General features: G+C 64.5%; 18 protein-coding genes and 1 pseudogene. 5 read left to right on the top strand and 14 right to left on the bottom strand.

All coding sequences use genetic code 11. From position 1 onward, the window contains the following. Positions 1 to 186 precede the first annotated feature (186 nt). Positions 187 to 1,422: a hypothetical protein gene (locus tag FJQ89_RS01410; RefSeq protein ID WP_243136348.1), complete on the top strand. Its 1,236-nt coding sequence runs from the start codon at positions 187 to 189 to the stop codon at positions 1,420 to 1,422. A 301-nt stretch (positions 1,423 to 1,723) separates the two neighbouring features. Beyond that, positions 1,724 to 2,470, top strand: a pseudogene (locus FJQ89_RS01405) (ParB/Srx family N-terminal domain-containing protein); the annotation flags it as partial. A gap of 69 nt (positions 2,471 to 2,539) precedes the next feature. On the opposite strand, the gene FJQ89_RS01400 reads toward FJQ89_RS01405, so the two are convergent. From FJQ89_RS01400 to FJQ89_RS01380, 5 genes are all read right to left on the bottom strand, one after another. Next, entirely contained in the window at positions 2,540 to 3,649 is a 1,110-nt protein-coding gene (locus tag FJQ89_RS01400) for an ABC transporter ATP-binding protein (RefSeq protein WP_141168741.1), read from the bottom strand. Between the two features lie 9 nt (positions 3,650 to 3,658). Then, a complete protein-coding gene (locus FJQ89_RS01395) occupies positions 3,659 to 4,534 on the bottom strand; it encodes a carbohydrate ABC transporter permease (protein ID WP_141168740.1) in 876 nt (291 codons plus the stop codon). Beyond that, on the bottom strand, positions 4,531 to 5,415 hold the full coding sequence (locus FJQ89_RS01390; protein ID WP_071077887.1) for a carbohydrate ABC transporter permease: 885 nt from the start codon (positions 5,413 to 5,415) through the stop codon (positions 4,531 to 4,533). Before FJQ89_RS01390 ends, FJQ89_RS01395 begins: the two co-directional genes overlap by 4 nt. Before the next feature lie 113 nt (positions 5,416 to 5,528). Continuing rightward, the gene (locus FJQ89_RS01385) at positions 5,529 to 6,782 is read right to left on the bottom strand and encodes an ABC transporter substrate-binding protein (protein WP_035817882.1); all 1,254 of its coding nucleotides are present in this window, start codon (positions 6,780 to 6,782) and stop codon (positions 5,529 to 5,531) included. A gap of 245 nt (positions 6,783 to 7,027) precedes the next feature. Further along, positions 7,028 to 8,314: a maltoporin gene (locus tag FJQ89_RS01380; RefSeq protein WP_141168739.1), complete on the bottom strand. Its 1,287-nt coding sequence runs from the start codon at positions 8,312 to 8,314 to the stop codon at positions 7,028 to 7,030. 344 nt (positions 8,315 to 8,658) lie between these two features. On the opposite strand from FJQ89_RS01380, the gene FJQ89_RS01375 reads away from it, so the two are divergent. Further along, the gene (locus FJQ89_RS01375; RefSeq protein WP_141168738.1) at positions 8,659 to 10,572 is read left to right on the top strand and encodes a glucokinase; all 1,914 of its coding nucleotides are present in this window, start codon (positions 8,659 to 8,661) and stop codon (positions 10,570 to 10,572) included. Further along, the gene (locus tag FJQ89_RS01370; RefSeq protein WP_141168737.1) at positions 10,556 to 11,653 is read left to right on the top strand and encodes a LacI family DNA-binding transcriptional regulator; all 1,098 of its coding nucleotides are present in this window, start codon (positions 10,556 to 10,558) and stop codon (positions 11,651 to 11,653) included. Before FJQ89_RS01375 ends, FJQ89_RS01370 begins: the two co-directional genes overlap by 17 nt. Before the next feature lie 22 nt (positions 11,654 to 11,675). Here FJQ89_RS01370 and FJQ89_RS01365 read toward each other — a convergent pair whose 3' ends face one another. The 5 genes from FJQ89_RS01365 to FJQ89_RS01345 form a co-directional block, all read right to left on the bottom strand. After that, the gene (locus tag FJQ89_RS01365) at positions 11,676 to 13,316 is read right to left on the bottom strand and encodes a diguanylate cyclase domain-containing protein (RefSeq protein ID WP_168208328.1); all 1,641 of its coding nucleotides are present in this window, start codon (positions 13,314 to 13,316) and stop codon (positions 11,676 to 11,678) included. A 232-nt stretch (positions 13,317 to 13,548) separates the two neighbouring features. Beyond that, the gene (locus tag FJQ89_RS01360; protein ID WP_141168735.1) at positions 13,549 to 14,469 is read right to left on the bottom strand and encodes a carbohydrate kinase family protein; all 921 of its coding nucleotides are present in this window, start codon (positions 14,467 to 14,469) and stop codon (positions 13,549 to 13,551) included. Continuing rightward, positions 14,466 to 15,680 (bottom strand): AGE family epimerase/isomerase, encoded by a 1,215-nt coding sequence (locus FJQ89_RS01355; RefSeq protein WP_141168734.1) that lies wholly within the window; start codon positions 15,678 to 15,680, stop codon positions 14,466 to 14,468. Before FJQ89_RS01355 ends, FJQ89_RS01360 begins: the two co-directional genes overlap by 4 nt. Positions 15,681 to 15,748: 68 nt before the next feature. Next, positions 15,749 to 16,750, bottom strand: coding sequence for a tetratricopeptide repeat protein (locus FJQ89_RS01350; protein WP_168208327.1), 1,002 nt, complete (start codon positions 16,748 to 16,750; stop codon positions 15,749 to 15,751). Next, positions 16,747 to 17,571, bottom strand: a complete 825-nt coding sequence (locus tag FJQ89_RS01345) for a tetratricopeptide repeat protein (protein ID WP_168208326.1) — start codon at positions 17,569 to 17,571, stop codon at positions 16,747 to 16,749. The genes FJQ89_RS01350 and FJQ89_RS01345 overlap by 4 nt, the downstream gene beginning before the upstream one ends. 152 nt (positions 17,572 to 17,723) lie before the next feature. Between FJQ89_RS01345 and FJQ89_RS01340 the strand changes: the two genes are divergently transcribed. Beyond that, on the top strand, positions 17,724 to 18,113 hold the full coding sequence (locus tag FJQ89_RS01340) for a DUF1090 family protein (protein ID WP_168208325.1): 390 nt from the start codon (positions 17,724 to 17,726) through the stop codon (positions 18,111 to 18,113). A 13-nt stretch (positions 18,114 to 18,126) separates the two neighbouring features. On the opposite strand, the gene FJQ89_RS01335 is transcribed toward FJQ89_RS01340, so the two are convergent. From FJQ89_RS01335 to FJQ89_RS01320, 4 genes are read right to left on the bottom strand one after another with little or no spacing between them, the layout of a single operon-like run. Continuing rightward, the gene (locus FJQ89_RS01335) at positions 18,127 to 20,157 is read right to left on the bottom strand and encodes an SWIM zinc finger family protein (protein ID WP_141168730.1); all 2,031 of its coding nucleotides are present in this window, start codon (positions 20,155 to 20,157) and stop codon (positions 18,127 to 18,129) included. Then, complete coding sequence (locus FJQ89_RS01330) at positions 20,154 to 21,287, bottom strand: VWA domain-containing protein (RefSeq protein WP_168208324.1); 1,134 nt, start codon at positions 21,285 to 21,287, stop codon at positions 20,154 to 20,156. The genes FJQ89_RS01335 and FJQ89_RS01330 overlap by 4 nt, the downstream gene beginning before the upstream one ends. After that, complete coding sequence (locus tag FJQ89_RS01325; protein WP_141168729.1) at positions 21,280 to 23,769, bottom strand: DUF5682 family protein; 2,490 nt, start codon at positions 23,767 to 23,769, stop codon at positions 21,280 to 21,282. The genes FJQ89_RS01330 and FJQ89_RS01325 overlap by 8 nt, the downstream gene beginning before the upstream one ends. Further along, complete coding sequence (locus FJQ89_RS01320) at positions 23,760 to 24,866, bottom strand: AAA family ATPase (protein ID WP_141168728.1); 1,107 nt, start codon at positions 24,864 to 24,866, stop codon at positions 23,760 to 23,762. Before FJQ89_RS01320 ends, FJQ89_RS01325 begins: the two co-directional genes overlap by 10 nt. Between the last annotated feature and the right edge of the window lie 10 nt (positions 24,867 to 24,876).

Below are 24,876 nucleotides of genomic sequence, written 5' to 3'. Positions count from 1 at the left end.
GAAAATCACGTGAATACAAAAAGAAGACCACGTCATCTTGCGACTAAACCGCGTGACGCAGGTGCCGAATGCCGGGATCAGTGATGTATATCAAGACGCGTTTCCCCAGTTACTGTAAAGAAATCATGTGGCGCGTACACGCCTCACACGCATCCGATTGCGCTATACAATAAGCGCTGTCCAACCGTGAAAAACCCTGCCTCCATGACGCACAACGACAGCAACTCCCCCTCCCTCGCCGACGTGGCCGTACGCTACGTCAAGCTGGTCCTGGCCATGGGCCAGCACGATGCCTCATATGTCGATGCGTATTACGGCCCGCCCGCGTGGCAGCAAGACGCGGTCAAACAGCCACAGGGTTTGAGCGATATCAAGGATGGCGCAAACGCGGCGCTGGCCCTGCTGGCGGATGACGCATCCTTGCGCGCCGTCAACCTGCACAAGCAGTTGCAAGCCGTACTGGCCAAGGCCGATATGCTGCAGGGAGCACGCCTCGATTTCGATACGGAAAGCGCACGCCTGTACGATGCCGTCTCGCCCCACCACAGCCGCGCATACTACGAGGCACTGGTGGCGGAAATCGACGCCTTGCTGCCAGGCGACGGCACGGTGAGCGACAGGGTCAACGCCTTGCGCGCGCAACTCGTCATTCCCGCCGACAAGCTGCGCGCCGTCATGGACGCGGCCATCCGCATGGGTCGCGAGCGCACCCTGCAGTACATCGCCCTGCCCGAAGGCGAAGACTTCGTGCTGGAATTCGTCACCGACAAACCCTGGAGCGGCTACAACTGGTACAAGGGCAACTACCAGAGCGTGATCCAGATCAATACGGACTTGCCCGTGTACATCGATCGCGCCGTCGACCTCGGTTGCCACGAAGCGTATCCGGGCCACCACGTCTACAACGTGCTGCTGGAACGCGACCTGGTGCGCGGCAAGGGCTGGATGGAGTACTGTATTTATCCGCTGTATTCGCCGCAATCGCTGATCGCGGAAGGCACGGCCAATTACGGCATCGAACTGAGTTTCACGGATGCAGAGCGGCTGGCGTTCGAGCAGCAGGTACTGTATCCGCTGGCCGGCCTGGACCCGGCGCTGGCGCCCCGCTATGCACAACTCAATGCGCTGCTGGCCAAACTCGGCTACGCCGACAACGACATCGCGCGCCAGTACCTCGAAGGCAGCATCACGCGCGAAGAAGCGCTGGAATGGCTGGTCAACGTGCGCCTGTATCCGGCCGAGAAATCGGCGCAGCGCCTGCAGTTCTACGATGCCATGGGTGCTTATGTCATCAACTACAACCTGGGCCAGGACATGGCGAAAGCCTATGTCGAACGCCAGGGCGGTACGCGCGCCGAGCACTGGGCCGCCTTCCGCGATTTGATGTCTTCGCCGCGCGTGCCCAGCGCGCTGCTGGCATGAGGCGCGCACAGGAGAATCGCATGCACACCACGCACACTGCCAGCGCCCTGCTGCTGGCCCTGTCCTTCAGCCATGCGGCGTGGGCCAGGGATGCCGCCGTCGCCACGACACCCGCGCCGGGTACGCGCCAGCAGGCATTGATGGCCACCGTCGTGGGCAGCGCCGCCCATCCGCGCATCCTGCAGTTGCGCCTCGATGAACTGCATCCGACCCAGCCCGCGATCGGTTACGACCAGGTGTACTACAAGCTGGGACGCTATGCAGCCGAAGAAAAACACATCGCCGACATCGCCAGGCCGAAGAAATCGCCGACCTGTGCGAGGCCAATGGCCAGGGCGACGTCTTGCCCGACACGGCCAATGTGCCAGGTGCCACCCTGGCCGCGCCACCGGCCAGCTACCGCTGCAAGGCGGCCGTGGGCAGCCGCCCGGGCGACATGAAGAGCGTCGTCATCGGCCCGCGCGGCGTCGTATACCTGACCGATGGCCACCACACGTTTTCCACCTTTTGGGAGGCCGATGGCGGACGCAATCATCAATTGAAGGTGTGGGTCAAGGTCAGCGACAATTTCAGCGCGCTGGACGAAGCGGCGTTCTGGACGCGCATGCGCGCAGAAAACAAGGTGTGGCTGAAGAACGGCCGCAACCAGGCCATCACGCCGCAGCAACTGCCGGCCGCCATCGGCCTGGCGTCGCTGGGCGACGACCCGTACCGCTCGCTCGTCTACTTTACGCGCGAGATCGGCTACAAGCCGCCTGCTCAGGCCACGGAATTTCTCGAGTTTTACTGGGCCGGCTGGCTGCGCGGCAAACCGGCGCTGGACCTGGCGCGCATCGACCTGCTTGATCGCGCCGCGTATGCCGGCGTCATCCTCCAAGCGGCGCAGGCCATGGTGGCGCTGCGGCCCGATGACATCGTCAGCGGCGGCAAGCGCGCCGCAGACCTGGGCGCACTGGACAAGGTCGAGCGCAAAACGCTGGAACAATTGACGCAGAACAAAGGCAAGCTGGGCTACGCCATCGCGTACAGGAAATCGCTGGCGCAATAATCGCCGGCGCAAACAACAACGGCCCGCCTGTCAGCTGACAGGCGGGCCGTTATCTATGGCAAGTGCCGCTTACGCGATGCGTTCGCCATTGGCCGGATCAAACAGGGCCGCTTTCGACAGATTGAACGACAACTGCATGGTCTGCCCCGGCAGCACGGCTTCGCGCGGGTGCGTGCGGCAAGTGACGGCCGCACCGTTCAGGCGCGTCGTCAGCAGAGTATCCGGGCCGGTCGGCTCGACCAGGTCGATCAGACAACCGAGTTCCTGGCCCACGTCGCCGTGCGCGCTGCTCATGTCCGTGATCTGCTCCGGGCGCACGCCCAGGACCACCTCGCGGCCCGCGTAGGCGCGCAGCTTGTCGGCGTCGAAAGGCAAGGCAAGGCGCATGCTCTTGCCCGCGTTGTCGATGGCGACAAACACCTCGTTACCCTCGATGACAGGCTTGACGGTAATGAAGTTCATCGATGGCGAGCCGATGAAGCCGGCCACGAACAGATTCGCCGGATTGTCATAGATTTCCTGCGGCGTGCCCAGTTGCTGCACCACCCCATCCTTCATGACGGCGATCAGGTCACCCATGGTCATCGCTTCGATCTGGTCATGCGTGACGTAGACGATGGTCGCTTTCAGGCGCTGGTGCAGCAGCTTGATCTCGGCGCGCATTTCCACGCGCAGCTTGGCGTCCAGGTTCGACAGCGGTTCATCGAACAGGAACAGCGAAGGCTTGCGCGAAATGGCGCGGCCCATGGCCACGCGCTGGCGCTGGCCGCCCGACAGCTGCGCCGGACGGCGGTCCAGCAAGTGCGTGATCTGCAGCGTTTCGGCAACGCGGGCGACGATTTCTTCCTGCTCCGCCTTTGGCACCTTTTTCACGTTCAGGCCAAACGCGATGTTTTCGCGCACCGTCATCGACGGGTACAGCGCATACGACTGGAACACCATGGCGATGTCGCGGTCCTTCGGCGGCAGGTCGTTGACGACCTTGCCGTCGATGAGGATTTCGCCCGAGGTGACGCTTTCCAGGCCGGCCACCATGTTGAGCAGGGTCGATTTGCCGGAGCCGGAGCCGCCGACGAGGATCAGGAACTGGCCATCCTTGATCTCGATGTCGATGCCTTTCAAGACTTCGACGCCATTCGTGTACACCTTGCGGATACCGCGTATCGATAAACTGGACATATTATTTCCTTAACCTTTGACTGCGCCTGCGGTCAGACCGCGCACAAAATATCGGCCTGCGACCAGATAGACCAGCAGGGTAGGCAGCGCGGCAATCACCGCGGCCGCCATGTTGACGTTGTATTCCTTCACGCCCGTGGACGTGTTGACCAGATTGTTCAAGCCCACCGTGATCGGTTGCGAATCGCCGCTGGCGAAGACGATGCCGAACAGGAAGTCGTTCCAGATCTGCGTGAACTGCCAGATGATGCAGACGACGAAAATCGGACCCGAAATCGGCAGCACGATCTTGCGGAAGATCAGGAAGAAGCCGGCGCCATCGATGCGCGCCGCCTTGATCAGTTCTTCCGGCACGCCGATGTAGTAGTTGCGGAAGAACAGGGTCGTGAACGCCGTGCCATACACCACGTGGACGAAGACGAGACCCGTGGTGGTATTGGCCAGGCCGAATTCGCCCAGCAGGCGCGCCATCGGCAGTATCACCACCTGGAACGGAATGAAGCAGCCCACCAGCAAGGCGGCGAACAGCATTTCCGAACCACGGAAGCGCCAGTGCGCGAACACGTAGCCGTTGAAGGCGCCCAGGAAGGTCGAGATCAGCACGGCGGGTATCACCATCTTGATCGAGTTCCAGAAGAACGGCTGCATGCCGTCGCAGGTGACGCCCGTGCAGGCCGAAGACCAGGCCTTGGCCCAGGAATCGAACTGCCATACGTGCGGCAAGGCCAGCAGGTTGCCGCTGCGGATTTCGTCGAGCGACTTGAACGACGTCGACAGGGTCACGTACAGGGGCACGATGTAGTACACCGCGAACAGAATCAGCAGCAGGTACAGCACCACCCGTCCCAGGGTGAGTTTGTTGTTACGTGTAGGAGTGTGTGTCATCTCATCGCCTTTGCGCTGCGCGTTTCCAGGTACATCAGCGGCACGAGCACGGCCACGATGGTGGCCAGCATCATCATTGCCGATGCCGAGCCCAGGCCCAGCTGGCCGCGGGTGAAGGAAAACTGGTACATGAAGATGGCCGGCACGGATGACGAGTTGCCAGGTCCGCCAGCCGTCAGTGCGATGACCAGGTCGAAGCTCTTGATGGCAATATGCGCCAGGATCAGCAGCACGCTGAAGAACACGGGACGCATGGCGGGAATCACGATGCGCCAGTAGATCGTCGGCAGCGATGCGCCGTCGACTTGCGCCGCCTTGATGATTTCATCATCGATGCCGCGCAGGCCGGCCAGGAACAGCGCCATGACGAAGCCCGACGACTGCCACACGCCGGCGATCACCACCGTGTAGATGGCCATGTCGGAATTGACCAGCCAGTCGAAGGTGAACGAGGTCCAGCCCCAGTCGTGCATGACCTTTTCCAGGCCCAGGCTGGGATTGAGCATCCATTTCCAGGCCGTGCCGGTGACGATGAAGGACAGCGCCATCGGATACAGGTAGATGGCGCGCAGCGCGCCTTCGGCGCGGATTTTCTGGTCCAGCAGGATCGCCAGGAACAGGCCGATGGCGATGCTGCAACCGATGAACAGGACACCGAAGATGCCGAGGTTCTTGAGCGAGGTCCACCAGCGCTCATTGTCGAACAGCTCGACGTATTGCACCAGGCCGGCGAACTCGTAGTTCGGCATCAGCCGCGATTCGGTCAGCGACAGCCAACCGGTCAAAAAGATAAAACCATAGACGAACAGCAGACTGGCGATGAGCGTGGGGCCCAGCACCATCTGCGGTATCCATCGGTCGAATTGCTTGCGTATGGACATAGGAGAGCCGTAGAGAGAACTGCGTGTGGCGCCGGCCTGGACGAACGCCAGGGCGGGCGCCTGCGATGCATGCGATGCAGCGGGCGCCGGCGGGAGTGCCGGCGCCGGCGTGATTACTTCACCTTTGCCGCTTTGGCCAATGCAGCAACCGCGTCTTTCGAGCTCATGTTGGTATTCATGAACTTGGCGATGACGTCGGTCACGGCGCCTTGCGTGGCCGATGGCAGCGCCATGCCGTGCGCGAACGATGGCACCAGGCCGCCGGTCTTGTTGGTGGCGTCCATGTCTTCCATCGATTTCAGGGCGCAAGCGTCAAACTTGTCCTTGGAAACGCCGGAACGCACAGGGATGGAACCCTTGTTCAGGTTGAAGATCGACTGGAACTTCGGATTCATGATGGCGTTGGCCAGAGCGATCTGCCCTTTCTTCGCATTCGCATCCTTTTGCGTGAACATGGCAAACGAATCGATGTTGAAGGTGTAGGCCTTGTCCGTGCCAGGAGCTGCCACGCACAGGTAATCCTTGCCCGGCACCTTGCCGGCGGCCGTGAATTCGCCCTTGGCCCAGTCGCCCATGAACTGGAAGCCAGCCTTGTTGTTGATGACCATGGCGGTCGCCAGGTTCCAGTCGCGGCCTGCCGCATCCTTGTCGATGTAGGTCTTCACCTTGCCCAGGGTGTCGAACACCTTGAGCATGGTCGGGCCGGTCAATTCCTTCTGGTCCAGCTTGAGGATGGCCTTTTTGTAGAATTCCGTGCCGCCCACGCCCAGCGCGACCGATTCAAACACGGTGGCGTCCTGCCATGGCTGGCCGCCGTGGGCGATCGCGATGCCGCCCGATTTCTTGATTTTCTCGGCCGCGTCGAAGAACGCATCCCAAGTGGTCGGGGTGGTGGCCACGCCGGCTTTTTTCAGCACTTCCGGATTGACCCACATCCAGTTGACGCGGTGGACGTTGACGGGAGCGGCAACGTAGTGGCCCTTGTATTTCATGATGTCGGCGACAACTTTCGGCAGCACGGCATCCCATTTGCCTGGAATGGCGGCATCGTCGATATTGGCCAGCACGCCTTCCGCGCCCCACTCCTGGATCGATGGACCCTTGATCTGGGCGGCCGTTGGCGGGTTGCCGGAAATGACGCGGGTTTTCAGCGCGGTCGCGGCGTTTTCGCCAGCGCCACCAGCCACGGCGAAGTCTTTCCAGCCGAAGCCGCTTTCTTTCACGATTTGCTGCAACTGGCCCACGGACTTCGCTTCGCCGCCGGAGGTCCAGTAGTGCAACACTTCCACGTCGGTCGCAAAGGCGCTGCCGGCAAATGCCAGGGTGGTCAGTGCGGCCAGTTGGGTAATCTTGAATTTCAGTTTCATCTCCACATTCCTTTTTTGATCAAGCTTTTAGGGGGCTTCGGCATACGGGAGCCGAAAAAGGTGAAATCTGCGCCTGTACCGGCGCTCTTGTGCTCAGACCCGCTTGCAAACGGGCATCATCTTCAGTGAAAAGACGGCGCCGTGATCCATGACATGCCTACATTGTATTTATATCACGGGACGGCGCCAAAAACGCATCCGCGAAGGATGCGCCAGGTTGATCTGCACTTACAAAGCCTGCAAACTTAGAACCAAGTTTCCACTTGGAAACCATACGACGTGCCGCTGGTATTGTTGTTGTAGATCGGGCCGCCGTTGTTCGACGCATTGACCGACGCGGTGGCCGCATCGTTCCATTTGCCGTAGGTAACAAAAGCGCGCAGTTCAGGACGCGACCACAGGCCTGGGCCGGCCGAGATCGTCGGCGCGATGGTCAGCTTGGTCAGGCGCTTGGCCGGCTGGCCACCCGCTTGCGTCACGCGATCCGTGCCCAGTTCGCCCACTAGTTTGAAGTTGTCGGTGAATGCATACACAGGACGCACGCCGACCGAAGTCCAGGTCGAGGAACCTTTGGCGTTCGACTCGTCTTTTTGCCACAGGGCGACGAATTCCATGCCGAAATTGGCCATCGGCTGGATCGCCATATCATTGAAGATGCGCGTGCGTTTCACGTCCGAACCGAAATTGGTGTCGCCCGAAGCGCCGAACTGCGCGCCATTGCCGGTGCCAGGACCGACGCCGTACTGCACGCCAAAGGTGTTGCCGCCGCCGAACACTTTACCTTGACGGTGGAAGGCCGACAGCTGCCAGCCGTTATTGCGCTTGCCCGTGGCGACATCATCCTTGCCTTCGCCGATGATGTAGGTCGCGGCCAGGTCCAGGGTGCCGTTTTCATTGACGGGAATCTCGCCAAAGATGAAGTTCTGGCGCACGGCAGATTTGGTGTTGACGCCGCCGTTCGGCAACGCGATCTTGATGTCGTTGTCCTTGAAGAAGGCATACGAGAATTTACCCGGGCCGGCAGGAATGCGGTCCAGGCCGGCGCCCGTGCCGTTCATGTTGATGTATTGCAGATCCAGCATGTGGATGTCAGGACGGTAGTAGAAGCGTTTACCGATCCAGGCCGTGCCGCCGTTCAGGAAATCGAGTCCCTGCGCTTCGACGTAGGCCTTGACGATGCCCAGCTTGTTGTCGCCGAAATCGGAGTTTGGCGCGTAAGCGTTGACCCAGATGGTGGCCAGGTAGTTCACGCCGCCGGACTTGGCGACGGACTTGGTGTAGCCGAATTCCGTGTAGGCGTCGCACTCATTGCCCAGACGGTATTTCATGGTATTGCCACCCAGGCCGAAGCAGCCTTGCGAGCCGCCGTCGCCCGAGGTATTGCTGCCGGCGCCGGCGCGCAGGTAGCCATGGAAGCCTTCGGCATCGCTTGGGTACATGGGATCGGCGACAGCGGAACCGCTGGCGATGGCTAAGACGATGGCAGCTGGCAGCGTTTTCAACACGGCCTTCAACATGGTGCGATGCAGCATGGTAAGTCTCCTCAGTAGTTATTTTTTATCTAGTCATTCGTGGCCGAATGTACTGGCCAGAATTCTTTCCAGCAGGGACATAGTAACTATACTACGAACAAATATCAACATATTATGTTGTAATCCTACGACTACTCTGCGACACTTTATTTGCGTACTGATGTGCGAGTTGACTGCCCTGTTTTTCCGCTGGCGCCAGCGTTTCTGGCGCTGCATGCAGGCATTTGCGCAGCCACCCTGCATTTTTCGGCACGCGGCACGTATACGAATTAAAATCCTTGGTTTTTGCCCATAACGACAGTGCGCCGCCACGACCGCGCACGCAGACGAGACTAAGCACCGCCATGAAAATTGATGAAAAAATGGAAGTAGCAGGCAGCGATCCGGCGGAGCGTTTCAGTGAAGGGCCGCGTTTGCTGGCCGACATCGGCGGCACCAATGCCCGCTTCGTGCTCGAAACGCGCCAGGGCCACCTGGAAGCGGTGGCCGTGCTGCCCTGCGACGACTACGCTTCGCTGCTCGACGCCATCACCGCCTATATGGATAGCAGCGAGGCGCGTGCCGCCGGTTCGGCGCGCGTGCGCCATGCGGCCATCGCCATCGCCAACCCCATCGACGACGACAATATCCGCATGATGAACCATCACTGGTTCTTCTCGATCGAAGCGATGCGCGCCGCGCTGGGCCTCGACACACTGCTGGTGGTGAACGACTTCACGGCGCTGGCCATGGCCCTGCCCTATCTGCGGCCCGACCAGCGCCAGCAGATCGGCGGCGGCATGGCGCGCGCCGACAGCGTCATCGGCCTGCTCGGTTCCGGCACGGGCCTGGGCGTGTCGGGCATGATTCCCGCCGAAGACCGCTGGATCGCGCTGGGCAGCGAAGGGGGCCACGTCAGCTTCGCGCCCTGCGACCAGCGCGAGATGGACGTGCTGTCCTTCGCCTGGCGCGAACTGTCGCACGTCTCGGCCGAGCGCCTCGCCTCCGGGCGCGGACTGGAACTGATCTACCGCGCCCTGTCCGAGCGCGCAGGCAAGCCCGATGCGCCGCCGCTGCTGGCGGCCGACATCACCAGCCGCGCCCTGAACAATGAATGCGACGTGTGCATCGAAGCGGTGGACTGCTTTTGCGCCATCCTCGGCTCCATCGCCGGCAACGTGGCCATGACGCTCGGTGCGCTGGGCGGCATCTATATAGGCGGAGGCATCGTGCCGCGCCTGGGCCCGCTGTTCGAACAGTCGCAGTTCCGCGCCCGCTTCGAACAGAAGGGCCGCCTGAACGAATACCTGGCGCAGATCCCCACCTTTCTGATCACGGCCGAACTGCCTACTTTTCTGGGCATCGCCGCCATCCTGGCGCAAAAGCTCAAGCGCGCCCATTCCGGCGCTCCCGTGCTCGAATCGGTGCGCCAGGCGCGCGGGCGCATGAGCCCATCGGAATGCAAGGTGGCAGACTGGGTGCTGAAGGAGCCGAACGCCATGCTCACGTTGCCGATCGCCGAAATCGCCCAGAGGGTCGGCGTGAGCCAGCCGACCGTGATGCGCTTTTGCCGCTCGATCGGCGTGCAGGGCCTGGCCGACTTCAAATTGAAGCTGGCGTCCGGTCTGACGGGCGGCGCCATCACGGTGGCACACTGCCACGTGGAGATCTCGGACTCCGACGCGGAACTGGCGCGCAAGGTGCTGGGCAATAACGCCTCGGCCGCGCTGGCCCTGCGCGACATGCTCGACGTGAAGGCGCTGACGGCCGCCATCGAACTGCTGCGCAGCGCGCAGCGCGTGGAATTGCTGGCCGTGGGCAGCGCCCGCGTGGTGGCCGACGACATGCAGCACAAGCTGCTCAACCTGGGTATCGTCAGCAGCTTCTTTGCCGATCCGCAGGCGCAGGAAATGAGCGCCGCCATGCTGAAACCAGGCGACGTGGCGCTGGTCATTTCCCGCTCGGGCGCCCTGCCCGAGCTGCTGCGCACCGTCAAGGTAGCGCAGGGCTGCGGCGCGCGCGTGCTGGCCATTACAGCCAGCGGTTCGCCGCTGGCCAAGCTGGCCGACGTGCTGCTGACCCTGAACCACCCGGAAGGCAACCTCAATTTCGTGCCCATGATCGTGCGCCTGCTGCAGCTGATGATGCTCGATATCCTGTCCGTGGGACTGGCGCGGCGCGACACGGCGCAGCGCACCAGCGCCGCCGAACTGGAAGAGGGTCAATTGCACGGCATGCGCATCAGCGGCAAGCTGAAATTCGGTGGCCACCTCGAATAAGGCGGCGCACGCCGCCCCCGCCTCCTCCGACGCCGCCAGCGGCGCCACCGTGCATGACGTGGCGCGCGTGGCCGGCGTATCGGCCATGACGGTGTCGCGCGTCATCAACGGACGCGCCAGCGTCAGCGCGGCCACGCGCGACAAGGTCGAGGCGGCGATCACCAGCCTGCACTACCAGCCCAACCTGGCGGCCAGATTCGCCCGCACGGGCACCTTGCGCATCGGCCTGCTGTACAGCAACCCCAGCGCCGCCTTCCTCAGCGAATTCCTCGTCGGCGCCATGGACCAATGCCGCCAGGGCGGCGGCCAGTTGCTGCTCGAACGCTGCGAAGACATCGACAGCCAGCGCGCCGGCATCGCCTGCCTGGTGGCGGCCGGCGTGGACGGCATCCTGGTGCCGCCGCCCCTGTGCGATTCGCCGGCAGTGCTGGCGCAGCTGAACCAGATGGGCATCCCCGCCATCGCCGTGGCCACGGCGCGCCCCTCGCCCGATGTGTCGGCCGTGCGCATCGACGACTACGAAGGCGCGCTGGCCATGACGCGCCACCTGCTCGCGCTGGGCCACCGCGACATCGGCTTCATCGAAGGCGATCCGGCGCACACGCCCGCCCTGCTGCGGCGCCAGGCTTTCGAGGACGCCATGCGCGAAGCGGGCTTGCAGGTGCCGCCGCGCAGGGTGGCGCAAGGCTACTTTACGTATCGCTCGGGACTGGACGCGGCGCGCCAGCTGCTGGCGCAAACACCGCGCCCCAGCGCCATCTTCGCCAGCAACGACGACATGGCCGCCGCCACCCTGGCCGTGGCACACGGCATGGGCTTGCAGGTGCCGGCCGAATTGAGCGTGTGCGGCTTCGACGACACGCCCGTCGCCACCACCGTCTGGCCCGAGCTGACCACCATCCACCAGCCCATCGCCGACATGGCGCGCGCCGCCGTCAGTCTCGTCATCGACGAAATCCGCCAGCGCCGCGCCGGGGAAACGGCGCCCGCGACGCATCGCCTGATGCAATTTACGCTGGTCGAGCGGGCATCGTCGGGTGTGTATGCGCCGCTGGCGGCAAAGGGCCAGCGCAAACCTTGACGCTGCGAGAACAGGCGATGCCCTACAGCGCCTCGGTCATGGCGGGGCTGCCGATGGAAGTGATGGCATAACGGTTGCGGCCAGCGCTTTTTGCCTGGTACAGCGCCGTATCGGCCGCCGTCAATAATGTCCCTGCCGTCGTATCGCCCCGGGCGCTGAACGCAAGGCCGACACTGGTGGCAACATGCAGACCGATACCGCTGCAATCGAAGTGCACGACCATCTCTTGCACGATTTTCTTGCCCAGTATCGCGAGTTCGGACTGATCCGTCAGTTGTTCAAAAATGATCACAAACTCGTCGCCGGCAAGGCGCGCCACCGTGTCCGAGGCCCGCACGCAAGCTTTGAGCCGCTTGGCAAATTCAATCAACACCAGGTCGCCGATGCCATGCCCATAGGTGTCATTTATTGTTTTAAAAAAATCGATATCCAGATAAGCCAGTGCCAGGCCCGTACCAGCGCGTCGGGCGCGCGTCAATGCCGTGGCCAGCGCCTCGTCAAACATGCGCCTGTTGTGCAGGCCGGTCAGCATGTCAGTGTGCGCCAGAACAGCGAGGTTGCTCTCCGCAGCTTCCCTCTGCAGCGACAGCGCATAGAATGCACGGCTCAGTTTTCCGAACTCGTCTTTGCGGGCAATGTCAAACACCGCAATATCAGCATTGCCGGAGCGTATGCTCGCCACATGCCGGCCCAGATCGCCCAAGGGACGCAAGAGCAGCATCACCGCCAGCCAGCCGGCACAACTGGCCAGCAAGGCGACGCCTGACGAAGCAATGATGACTTTGGCATAAATATCGGTGATCGGCGTGAATGCCTCGCTTTCAGGGTAGACGGCACCGATGATCCAATCGGCCGCATGCAAATGCCTGTACGTGATAATGGCCTGCACGCCCAGCTTGGTTTCACCCTGCATCCAGCCGTCGAATCCACGCAATGCGGCCAAGGTGGAAGGCGTAGGCCCACCCTTCTCCTCACTCACCCGCTTCAGGACGCGCGCCGGGTCTGGATGGTGGAGTATCGTGCCGTCGTCGGTCAACATGAACAGATAACCGCTCTTGCCCGGCTTGAGCTGCTCCCACTGGCCAAAAAATGTCGGGCTTTGCAAATTGATGCCGCCAGCGATCACATACAGCAATTTGCCGGCTGCGTCATAGATCGGTTCGGTTACCAGCACAATCGGCTTGCCCGACAACTGGCTCTTGAATGGACGCGATATCACGCCTTCCCTGAGTTTCACGGTATCGATAAAATAGTCGCGCGCGGCGAAATTGAGCTTGCCGACCACGCGCCGGTCATTCATGCTGGCAATTAATTTTCCGGTGGCATCAACGGCGACGAGATTGAAAAATTCCTCGCGCAGGCTTGGATGCTTTTCAATAAATGCCTGCATCCGCTGCGGATGTGCAACCACGTCCGCGGGTAGCCCTTCCGCCAGCACCCTGAGCAGTGCTTTCTTCGCATTCAAGTCGTCGTCGATATAGGCCGCCGCACTGCTCAGCAAGGCATATTGCTGATTGCCGATGACCGATACCATCTGCCCTTGCGCGACAGACAGCGCTGTGAGCGCAACAGAACCCGTCGCGCACAGCACCAGCACGCCCACGAGCACAGTCATCTTGAATTTGAAGCTCCTGGGATTGAAAAATTTCCAGATCTTGTGCATGCGGCCTTCCTTCTCAGCACCCATGCTCTGCAAAGCACACAGATCCGGCCAGGTGGCGCCATGCATGGCACTGGGAGGAATGGCATAGTTTTCAGCGCATGACTTGGAGCCTGTCCCCGCAGATGAATCCAGTTGACGGGACAGACTCTTGACATGGCAAGAAAGCAAAGCTTACGCCTATTCTTGCAAGCAGGGCGCACTGGCGCTGCTAAATACGCACGCGCTACCCACATCATCCCAATATAGTGCGCTCCAGCAACGATTCCACCAATTGCACCGATGGCGGTGCGCCGCCGGCCGCCAGGCAGGCGCCCGCCCCGGCCGCCACGGCAAAGCGCAAGTGTTCCCCGCCGTCGGCCTCTGGCCGGAACATCAGGCTGTACAGCAAGCCGCCGATGCTGGCGTCGCCCGCCCCCACCGAGTCGACCACCTCGATGACGGGCGGCGCCGCCTGCCATGTCTGCTCGCCCCGGTACAGGGCCGCGCCCTGCGCGCCACGCGTATACAAATACGTGGCGTGCCGATTCCAGCCGCGCAGCGTGGCGAACGCGCCATCGATGTCATCGTGGCGGAACAGGCCCGCCAGGTCTTCATCCGATACTTTGACCACGTCGGCCAGCTCCACCATGCGGCGCAGGGTGGCGTCGTAGCGCTCATCCATCATGATGCGGAAATTCGGGTCGTAGCTGATGCTCACGCCAGCGGCCTTGAGTTCCTGCGCCAGCGCCACCAGCTTGCCCGCCAGCGGTTCGCGCGCCAGGCTGATGCCGCCGAAATGCACCCATTGCGCGCCCGGCATCCAGCTGGCAGGCAGCTGCGCCGCGTCGAAATGCAGGTCGGCGCTGTCGTCGCCGATGAAGTAATAGGTGGGCGGATGCAGTTCATGCACGATGGCCAGCAGCGGCGACTTCGCGCGGCGCTGCAGGAAACGCATGTCCAGGCCCGCTACCTCGGTGGCAGCGGCCAGCGCGTCACCGAAGACGTCGAGGCTGACGGCGCCCGCAAAGGCGCTGGGCACGCCCAGGCGCGCCATCACGCGTGCCACGTTCCAGGTCGAGCCGCCCACTTGGCTGCTCCAGGTATCGGCGCCCGTGCGCAGCATGTCCGTCAGCGCTTCGCCGGCCGACACAAAGGAAGGGAAAGGGGCGCTCATGCTGCACCTTTGAGCACGTTCAGCACTTCATGGCAGGCGCCCATGGTGTGGTAATCGACCTTGCCGGCAGGGCTTTTCTCGTTGCTGATTTTTTGATTCTCGGGCGTCAAAATGCGGTACCAGGCGCCGTGTTCGTGGTCGACGAAGTGCGTCCAGCTGTAATCCCAGATCTTGTCGTAGCTGCGCCAATAGGCGTCGTCGCCCGTGCGCGCGGCCAGCACGGCGGCGGCGGCGAAGCTTTCCGCCTGCACCCAAAAGTATTTGTCGCCATCGCAGATTTCATCGTGCGGGCCGAAACCGTAATGGATGCCGCCATGCGCGCCATCCCAGGCCTTGGCCAGGGCCGTGTCGTACAGGGCGCGCGCGCGCGGCAGCAGCCAGTCCGACGGACCGGCCATGAACCGGCTGTGGCGCTCCATGATCAGCAGCAGCTTGGCCCACTCCGTGAAGTGGCCGGGCTGGTAGCCCCAGGGACGGAAGATATTGCTCTTGTCGTGCAGGTTGTAATCCCAGTCGATAGCCCAGTCGGGCGTGTAGTGCTCCCAGATCATGCCGTTCGCCAGACCCGCCTGGCGCACCGTGATGTTGTGCGCCAGCGTCTCGGCGCGGTGCAGATAGCGCGCTTCGCCCGTCGCCTCGAACGCGGCCAGCATGGCTTCGCAGGCATGCATGTTGGCGTTCTGGCCCCGGTAGCCGTCCAGCGTCGCCCAGTCGGCACTGGCCACGTCCGCATACAGGCCGTGTTCTGGCAGCCAGAAGCGCTGTTCCATCAGTTCAAACGTTTCGTCCAGATACGTGCGCGCTTCCGACATGCCCGCCTGCAAGGCGTGCGCATACGCCAGCAGCACGAAGGCCAGGCCGTAACAGTGGTTGGCGCCGTCTTCCACCGTCTTGACGCCGTCTTGCCATTTCAGTTGCCAGGCGTAGCCGCCCGTGGCAGGGTCGCGGTGCACGTCGCGCAGGAAGGCCACGCCGTGGCGCAGGGCCGCCTGGTAATCGTCATCGCCGAAACGGCGGTAAGCCATGGCGTAATTGAAGATGAAGCGCGTGCTGCTGACCAGATGCCGCGTGGCCGCGTCGTACACCGTGCCGTCGTCGAGGAAGAAGTGATAAAAGCCGCCGCTCGCATCGATGGCGCGCGGGTGATAAAAGTGCATCGTGTGCAGGATGTGCTTTTCGAGCATTGCCCTGGAGCGGAAATCGGGATTCATTGGTCTCTCATGATATTGTTATCGATAACAATGATGATAGCATGCCGTATCCACTCCGTCATGCCCTCTCAATGAGTCTTGGCCAGCCTGAGCTTTTCGCGCCACAGTGCCGCCTGGGCAGGGTCGGCCGCCTGTTCCAGTTCGCCCTTATCGTACACCTTGACCAGCCGTTCGATGGCTTCCACATCGCCCTGCTTCGCCGCCAGCAGGTACAGCGCGAAGGGCTTGGGCGCCGGTCCTTGGCGGGTGGGGCCGCCACGGCCCTGCTCCAGCAGGCGCGCGAAACCCGTCTGGCCCGGTGGACTCTTGGCGATGGCCGCCATTTCATACCAGCCCAAAGCCGCCTCGTCGCTCTGCGGCACGCCCTGCCCCACTTCATACGAGTAAGCGACATTGTTCAAGCCGGGCGGATCGAGCGCCTTGGCCGCCCGCATGTACCAGCCGAACGCTTCCTTGCGCTGCGCCTCTTCCTGCGCCGTCATCATCAGGCGGTAGCCGATTTCATTGTAGGCGGGAATGAAGCCATTTTCGGCGTAAAACTTCAGCCAGTGCAGTGCGTGCGCCTGTTCTTCCGGACTGCTGTGAATGTTTTCAAAGTGCATGGCCACGGTGAAGTTGGCCAGTTCCACACCTTGCGCGGCGCCCTTGCGCGACCAGTATTCGCCCAGCTTGCGGTCGATGGCCATGCCCTGTCCCAGCGTATAGGCCACGCCCAGGAATGCCTGCGCCGGGCCATAACCGCCTTCGGCCGATTTCCGCATCCACGCCAGGCCGGCGTCGACGTCACGCGGCGTGCCCTCGCCGCCGTGCAGCATCTGCGCCAGGTCCAGCTGGGCGGCCGTGTCGCCCGCTTCCGCCGCGCGGCGTGCCTTGTCGAAGGCGACGACCTTGTCTGGCGACAGGTCGGCCGGGCGGTTGATCACGGCCCGCACCCTGGCGCGCATGGCGTCGAGACCGGACATATCGAATTCGGCCAGCGCCGGATGCTGGCGCGGCACGGGAAGGGACACTGGCTGCGCCAGCACGCTCTGCGCCAGCGCCAGGGTGAATATACACAGGATGGTTCTCATTTCTTTTCCCTTTCCGCCAGCTTGGCGCGCCATTCGGCGGCGTCTTCGGCATTTACCGCTTGTCCCAGTCCGCCCTTGGCATACACGTCGAGCATGCGCCGCATGGCGGGCAAGTCGCCGCTCCATGCGGCCCGCTCGTACCAGACCAGGGCCAGCTTGTCCGACTGTTTCACGCCCAGGCCCAGCTCGTGCGCGCGGGCCAGGTTGCGCATGCCGGCAGGCTGCTTTTCACGCGCCGATCGTTGATACCAGGCGAAGGCATCGATGCGCTGTGCATCGTCCGTGGCCGACCGCATCAGATGCTCGCCGAGCGCGTTATAGGCAGGAACAAAGTGCTGCTCGTTCGCCGCCGCCTTCAGCCAGATGATGGCCAGCGCCTGCTCTTCGGCACTGCTGGCGCCATCGATGAATTCCAGCGCCAAAATGGTCTGCGCCAGTGCATCGCCCTGCGCCACGCCCTGGCGCAACCAGTATTCGCCCTGCACGCGGTCGATGGGCACCTTGCCGCCTACGGTATAGGCCAGCCCCAAAGCCGCTTGCGCCGGCGCATAGCCGCCTTCGGCCGACTTGCGCACCCAGGCCATCGACTGCGCCGTGCTTTGCGGCGCGCCGACGCCCAGCTGCAGCATGCGCGCCAGTTCCAGCTGCGCCTCCACGTCGCCGCCTTCGGCCGCACGCCGGGTCTCGACAAACTCGGCGATGCTTTCCGGGCTATGGGTCGTCACACCGGCCCTTGCCTTGATGGCGATCAGTTGCAGATCGAGCAAGGTGGGCGAGGTTTGCGCCACAACAGGCAGCGGCAATAGTAAAGGGATCAGCAAGAGTAATTTCCTGGGCATGCGGCGGAGTCGGGAAGAGGAAAACATGCATGGTAGCCGATGGCTCGCCAGAAAGGCGCGCACGGCAGGAGAAGTTTGACAGGGGGCGTTGGCAGGCTTACATTGCACGGGCTCACCACTTAGACAGGAACATCATGAACCGCCTCGCCACCACCGCCTTGACCCTGCTGCTCGCCGCAGCCTCCGTGGGCGCCAGCGCCGCAGACACCCAGCTGGCCGGCTGCGCCGCCAAGCGCGAAAGCATCCGCAGCGAATTACGCCAAGCGCAGGAACAGGGTCTGTCCGACAAGGTCGCGGGCCTGACACGCGCGCTCGACGAAGTCAACGCCCACTGCCGCGACAGCACCCTGATCGAACGCCACAACAAGAAGGTGCTGAAGGCGCAGGCGAAAGTGAACCAGACGGAGCGTTCGCTGCGCCTGGCCCAGGAAGCAAATAAAGAGCCGAAGAAAATCGCCAAGCTGGAAGGCAAGCTGGAAAAAGCCAGGGCGGAACTGGCCGCCCTGCAGGCGCAGCAGCCGTGACGGCAAGCCGCGGCTACCCGGCAGCCTCCAGCGCGAGGCACGTCGTGCAGACGTACGCCAGGCGCAAGGCTTGCGCCGCGCGCGGCGTGCTGACGTAGGCCGCCAGCAGGCCGGCCGGCAAATCCAGGCCCAGCGCGCGCAAGGTGGCGCCGTGCCGCGCCAGTTCGCCAGCCAGCTCGGCTTCCAGCCGTGGCCGGCCACTACGCGCCTGCAGTGCGAGAAGATCGAGCACCTGGGCCAGCACCCGCGCTGCCGCCGAGCTTTGCTGCGGCACCGATGACGCCAGGCTGGCGCCCCCCAGGCTCTTGAAAAAACGCGCCAGCGCCGACGGCAGCTTGCCTGCGTCGATCTCGAAATCGAGCGACACCACGCGCAGCTTGCCATCCTTGGCGATGAGCAGCGCCACCGGCTGCCAGCCACCTGGCTCGCCACGCGCGCGGCTGGCCAGCACGGCCCGGATATCGGCGCCATCGGCCACGGCCGCCTGCAACCGCGTGATGCGCGGACGCAGCGCCGGCAGTGCCGGAATCTGCAAGTCCAGGGCGGCGCCACAGGCGTCGAACACTTGCCAATCGAGCCGCTGCCCCACTTCGTCGAGCTGCGGCCGCGCCACGGCCGCCGGACGCAGCACCACGCAATCGACGGGCTCCGGCGTCAAGCCGACGTTACCGCTCATGAAAGCGGCCAGCGCCGTCCAGTCGCTGAAACCCAGACTCTGCCAGCGCGCATCGTCGAGCGCCCACAGCGGCGCCGCACTGGCGCGAACCCCGCTGTCCATGGCAAGCCGCCCATCGTCAGCCAGGGACGCGCCTGCCAACTGCCAGCTCGCCCCGCACATATGCCGGGCGCTGCCGGCGCCCGTCCACAGGCTGCCCGCATCCCATGCCGATTCGCGCGTAAACGAGCGGTCGCTGGCGTCGGGCCGCGCCAGCACCGCCTGCACGATCCGCCCCTCGCCCCCCTCGGCATGCTGCCAGAACGACAAGGTCAGGCCATGCGCGCCGCCGCGCGTTTCCCACCAATACGCGCCCAGCGGCAGCAGGTCGATGGGCGCGTCGCCGGCCGCATCAAAACTGCGCCGCGCCTGTCCGCGCAAGCGCTGCAAGAGCGGGCCAGGCGCGTGTTCGAACGCCGCGCACAAGGCGCCGATGGTCGCCATCTCCTCGAATGCCTGGCGCTCGCTGGCGTGGTAATCGCGCCGCACGAGCAAGTCCAGCGTACCGCCCAAGCCACGCAACAGGGCGGCAAGACGGGGCAGGTTTTCACTACGCGCCGACATGGTCAGCGCGCGCAACTGGCCGGCGGCAATCGCGCTGGCATGCGACAGGCCATTGTCGTACAGCTCACCGAGCAGCCGCCGCACCTGTGCCAGGAACACCAGCTCGGATGTACTCATCCCGGGCGCTGCGGCGGCGGGCGCCGTCACGGCGCCGTCCGGCCAGGCAAAGTCCTGGCCATGCTTGCGCCAGACGCAGGCCAGCGCATACAGGTGCAGCGCCTTGCGCAAGGCGGCCGGGGTATCGGACACCATGGCGTCCACACCGGCGCCGCGCAGATAGCTGCAGCCCAGCTTCAACAGGGGCAGCTCGATCTGCAGCCTGGCGTTGACGATGGTGACGTCCGCCTGGTCGCCTTGCGCCAGCCAGGCCAGCGCCTGGCGCACCGCCGGCTTGCCCGCCTGCTTGCAGACGGTCGCGCTGTCGAGCGCCAGCACCTCATCCAGCACGCCGGCCGGCGACACCTCCTGCGCACTGTCCTGTCCACTGTCTTGTCCACTCCCCTGCGGCAGTTCGCGCAGCCACACGGCAGCGGCCAGGATATGCTTGCACATGCCGGGCGCCGGGCAATCGCAGCGGCCCTTCTGCGGCCCTCCCGCATCGAGCAGCACCCGCTGGCCGTCGGCGACCAGGGCGCCGCCCACGTCATCCTGCCAGCCTACCTTGCCCGCCTCGATATCTTTCAGGGCGCGGCGCAGCAGGCCCGCGTTGGCCAGCGTCGCCAGGCTGTCGTCGTCAAAGCTGCGGTACACGGCGTGCCAGCTCATCCCATCACCCCGGCCAGCCATTCGGCAAAGTGCTGTGGCGTCAGTGCCGCCACGTGCATGCCCTGATCCGCCAGGCGCTGCGCCATGCCGTGGTCATACACAGGCTGTGCGCGCGCGTCGAGCGCGGCCAGGCCCAGCAGGGTGACGCGCGACTCGGCCATGCGCTTGAGCGCCGCCAGCAGCGGCCCTGGCGGCGCCCCCTCCTCGAAATCGCTGATCAGGGCCAGTACCGTGCGCTGCGGATTGCTCACCAGCTGCTCGCAGTACTGCACCGCGCGGCCGATATTCGTGCCACCACCCAGCTGCACCGTCAGCAGCACCTCGACCGGGTCGGCGGCCAGGTGCGTCAGGTCCACCACGCTGGTGTCGAACACCACCAGCCGCACATTCACGGCCGGCAGGCCGGACAGGATGCCGGCCACCACGGCCGCATAGATCACCGAATCCATCATCGAGGCGCTCTGGTCGACGCACAGGATGACGTCCCACGGCAGACTGCGCTTGACGCGCGCGTTGAAGACGGGCCGCGCCATCAGCAGGCGGCGGCTGGCCAGATCATAGTGTTTCAGGTTGGCGGCAATGGTGGCGCGCCAATCGAAGTTCTGCGCGCTCTTCATCTGCGTGCGGCGAAAGCGGTTGCGCCGCCCCACCACCGCGTTGACGAAATCCTTGCGCAGGCGCTCGGTGATTTCCTCGACCACGTGGCGTATCACGGCGCGCACCGCGTCATGCATGTCCGCGCCGAGCCGCCCACGCATGCCGATCAGGGCGCGCGCCAGCGCCTGATTCGGCTCCAGGCTGGCCAGCACGGCAGGGTCGCGCAGCAGGCCGCTCAATTCATAGCGTTCGATCGCGTGGCCCTGCACGCGCTCGTACACATCCTGCGGAAACAGCTTGCGCGCCTGCGCCAGCCAGTCGATGGCGCGCAGCTGGCTGGGGTCCAGCGAACCGCCACCGCCGGCGCGCAGCATGCCCTTGCGCTCATACTCGCGGCCATACAGATAATCGAGGCTGGCATCGAGCCGGCCATCGTTGGCGGACCAGGCTTCGGTTTGCAGCGGCTGCGCGTAGCGTCCCAGCATCAGGCGCCAGCGGCGCAGCATTTCCTGATGATGCAGATTCTCAGCCATGCGGCTTCTCCGTTGAAGGCTCCAGCCAGACAGACAGCGCATCGCGCTCCAGGCAGGCGGCCAGCGCCGCGTTCAGGCGGCCGCCTGCCAGCATCTCATCTTCGCTGACGTCGTAGTGGAATTCGACCTGCAAGGCGTCCGGCGCGGCGCCGTTGAGCACCGCCAGCGCCTCGGCCAGGTCGCTCGTCTCCTGCGGCTTCAGGCCCGTGAAGGCCAGCCGCAAATCGGGCAGATACCGGATGAAACTGGCCTCGTCCCATCTGCCGACCAGGGTATTGAAGCTGCGCCGCAGTCCCGGCTGCGTCAGCAGCAATTCAGGCGCGGCGGCCATCAGGCCCGACAGGAAGCGCACGGCATCCTGCGGCGTGGCGCCGGCGCCGAAGCGCTGTTCCAGCAAGCGCGACAAATCCTGTTCACCCCAGGCGCCATCGAGGAACAGCAGCGCGGCGGCAGCGCCGCAGATGCCGGGCGCGCAGGTGCGCGTCGCCGTCAGGGCCTGCAGGCGCCGGTGCAGGTCGCCGGCCTCGAAAGCCAGGCCAGCCTCCCGCACCGGCAAGGCGCTGCGTGCGGCACGGCCAAATTCACGCAATGCCAGCAACTGTCCCACTTGCGCGCCTTCCCCGTCCTTGCCCGTATCGGCCAGCCCGGGCAGCAGGAACAGCGCGGCCGGCCAGACACGCCGCATCAGCGCCAGCACGCCCGGATGCTCGCGCACGCCCAGCGGCTCGCGCGCGCGCCACAGGGTCACCAGCGCATGGCCGCAGGCGACGACGGAGGTAAAATCGGCATCGTCATCGAGATGGCGCGACAACAGCGACAGCAGATCGGGCAAACGTTCATGCAAGCCCACCTGGCAGGCACGCACCAGCAGGGCAGCGGCGCTGCCGGCCGAACGGGCCCGGCCCGCGGCGCCCAGCGCCTGCTCTTCGCGCAGCAGCCGCGCCAGCGCCACCTCGGCCAGGGTGGTGCCATCGGCAGCCAATTCGATCAGACGCGCTTCGACCAGCGGCGTCCACGCATACGTCCATTCCTCGAACAACAGTTCCAGCCGGCTGCCGGCCATGAAATCGGGGCCGCCCTGCCAGCGCGCCAGGTCCGTGTCCAGATACTGCATCAGATGAAAGAAGCGGCTGCGCAGTCGGTGGCGTTCCTTGCGGTACAGGTCCAGCCGCGCCAGCCGCTTGTCGCCGTCGTCGAGGCGCAAGCCGTGGCGATGCGCAGCCGCGCGCGCGTCTTGCACCAGCGGCGGTGAACCGGCCGATGGCGGCACGTCGCCCAGCCGGCTGCCAGTCATCTGGCGCCGCACGTCGTCGAACAGGCCTTGCATGCCATCGTCGATGGCGCCCTTGACGAAGCAGGAGCGCATGGCGTCGAGCACGTCCTGGCGGCCCGGCCCCGCATGGCCGCGCAAGGCCGCCAGCCTGGCTGCCTGCAGCACCGCCGCCTGTACCTGCGCCGTGGAGATGCGCTCCTGCACCCCGCGCGCCCGGCTATCCTGGGCCAGCCTGGTCAACTGATCCACGGCGACGGCAAGCTGATGCTCGCCCGGCGCCGGCGACTGCAGGGCATCCCAGACGGCCTGGTAGTAGGCGGGCGCCGGCATGCCGGCGCCGTAGCCATTCAGGGCATCGAGCCGCTCAAAGCTGTAGCGTATCAGCCAGCTGGCGCCAGCGGTGGCCGGCGCGGCCGGCGCGGCCGGTACGGGATTCGCGTCAAGCAGTTCGATCAGCGCGCTGGTGTGAAAGCCGCCGGTGACCGCCACCACGGGGCCGTCCACCTGTTTGCGCCAGCGGGCGATATGCGCCGCCATGTGACGTTCGCGCGGCAGGCTGCCCTCCGCTTCCAGCACGGCCGGCTCGTAATCGAGGCGGGCCATGGCGCAGTAGGAAAACACGTCGCCAAACACGCTGCGCCAGTCCGCCAGCGCCGCGCGCGAGCGCGCCTCGAACAGGTGATCCCACAGTTCGTCCTGGTCGCGGCAGCCGGCGCGCGCGGCCAGGGCGTTCAGATAGCGGCTGTGGGCCAGGTAGCGCTCGGCCATCAGGCTGCGCGCATCGGCATCGTGCGCATCCGCCGTGTCCGCGCGCGCCTGCCACGGCAGGTCGATGAAGGCCAGCTGCGCCTGCACGGCCGCCCCCTCGCGCAGCGCCACCCATTCCGGGCTGTAATCGCAAAACGGGAAAAACGCCGATGCCGTGCGTGCGCCCTCTGCGCCTGCCGCCTGCGTCTGGCACAGCAGCGCCACGGGCGGGCGCGTGCGTTCGTCCAGCAGCAAGGGCAGCATGTCCGTGTAGCCTTCCGGCCCTTCGATCAGCACGGCGGCCGGGCGCAATTCGCGCAACATGGCCTGCAATGCGTGGGCGCATGCCGGGCTGTGGTGGCGTACCGGCGCAAAGTACACGCCATGTTCGAACAGCCTGGCGCGCGCAGCGGCCACGCCGGCCGGCAAATCCGGCTGCAAATCCGGCTGCACTACAGCCATAGCTGGCGCGCCGCGTCGCCGAAGCTTTTCCACAAATCGTCGCGGCGGCCACGTTCGCGCACCACCGTGTCGAAATAATGGCGCACGCGCTTGAGGTCATCGGCGTTGTCCTTCAGGACCACGCCCTGCAACTGGTTGGCCAGTTCGCGCGGGCGCAAGGTGCCGTCGCCGAAATGCAGCGCCTCCAGCGAGGCCGCATAGACCAGGTTGACCGCCTCGGCACTCGACATCACCGCCTCCGGCGTCTTGATGGCCGTGCCTTCGCGGGTCTGGCCGGCGCGCAGTTCCTGGAACGTGGTCACCAGCAGTTCGACCACGTCGCGCCTGACGATGACGGCGGCGCCGATGGCGTCCAGTTCGCGCTGCAGCTGCTGCATCACCAGTTCGACTTCGAAGCCATGGTCGCGGATCGGCTTGACGGTTTCGAAGTTGAAGCGGCGTTTCAGCGCCGACGACATTTCATGCACGCCGCGGTCGCGCAAGTTGGCGCTGGCGATGATATTGAAGCCGCGCCGCGCATGCACGCGCGCGTCGCCGCCCAGTTCCGGAATCATCAGCTGCTTTTCCGACATCAGTGAAATGAGCACGTCCTGCATCTCGGGCGCGCAGCGCGTGATTTCCTCGAAGCGCACCAGCTTGCCCGCTTCCATGGCCTGGAACAAGGGCGACGGCACCAGTGCGCGCCGGCTCGGCCCTTCGGCCAGCAGCAAGGCATAGTTCCACGAATACTTGATATGGTCTTCAGTGGTGCCGGCCGTGCCCTGTATCGCCAGCGCGGAGTCGCCGCTGATGGCCGCGGCCAGCAATTCGGACAGCAGCGACTTGGCCGTACCCGGCTCGCCCACCAGCATCAGCCCCTGGTGCCCCATCAGAGTGACGATGGCGCGGTCGACCAGCGGATCGTCGCCATAGAATTTGCGGCTCACTTGCAGCGCCGCGTCGCCCAGGATGAAGCGGCGCACCGCGCGCGGCGACAGCTGCCAGCCCTGCGGGCGCGGATCGGTATCGGCCGCCTTCAGGCGTTCCAGCTCGCTCGCGTAGCGCTGTTCGGCGCTGCGGCGCACCACCTGGTTATCGGTATGTTGTTCCGTCATCATGTCGTTCTCT

Source organism: Janthinobacterium tructae (assembly GCF_006517255.1).
GTDB classification, from domain to species: Bacteria; Pseudomonadota; Gammaproteobacteria; order Burkholderiales; family Burkholderiaceae_D; genus Janthinobacterium; species Janthinobacterium tructae.
This window is presented reverse-complemented; position numbering and strand designations above follow the sequence as displayed.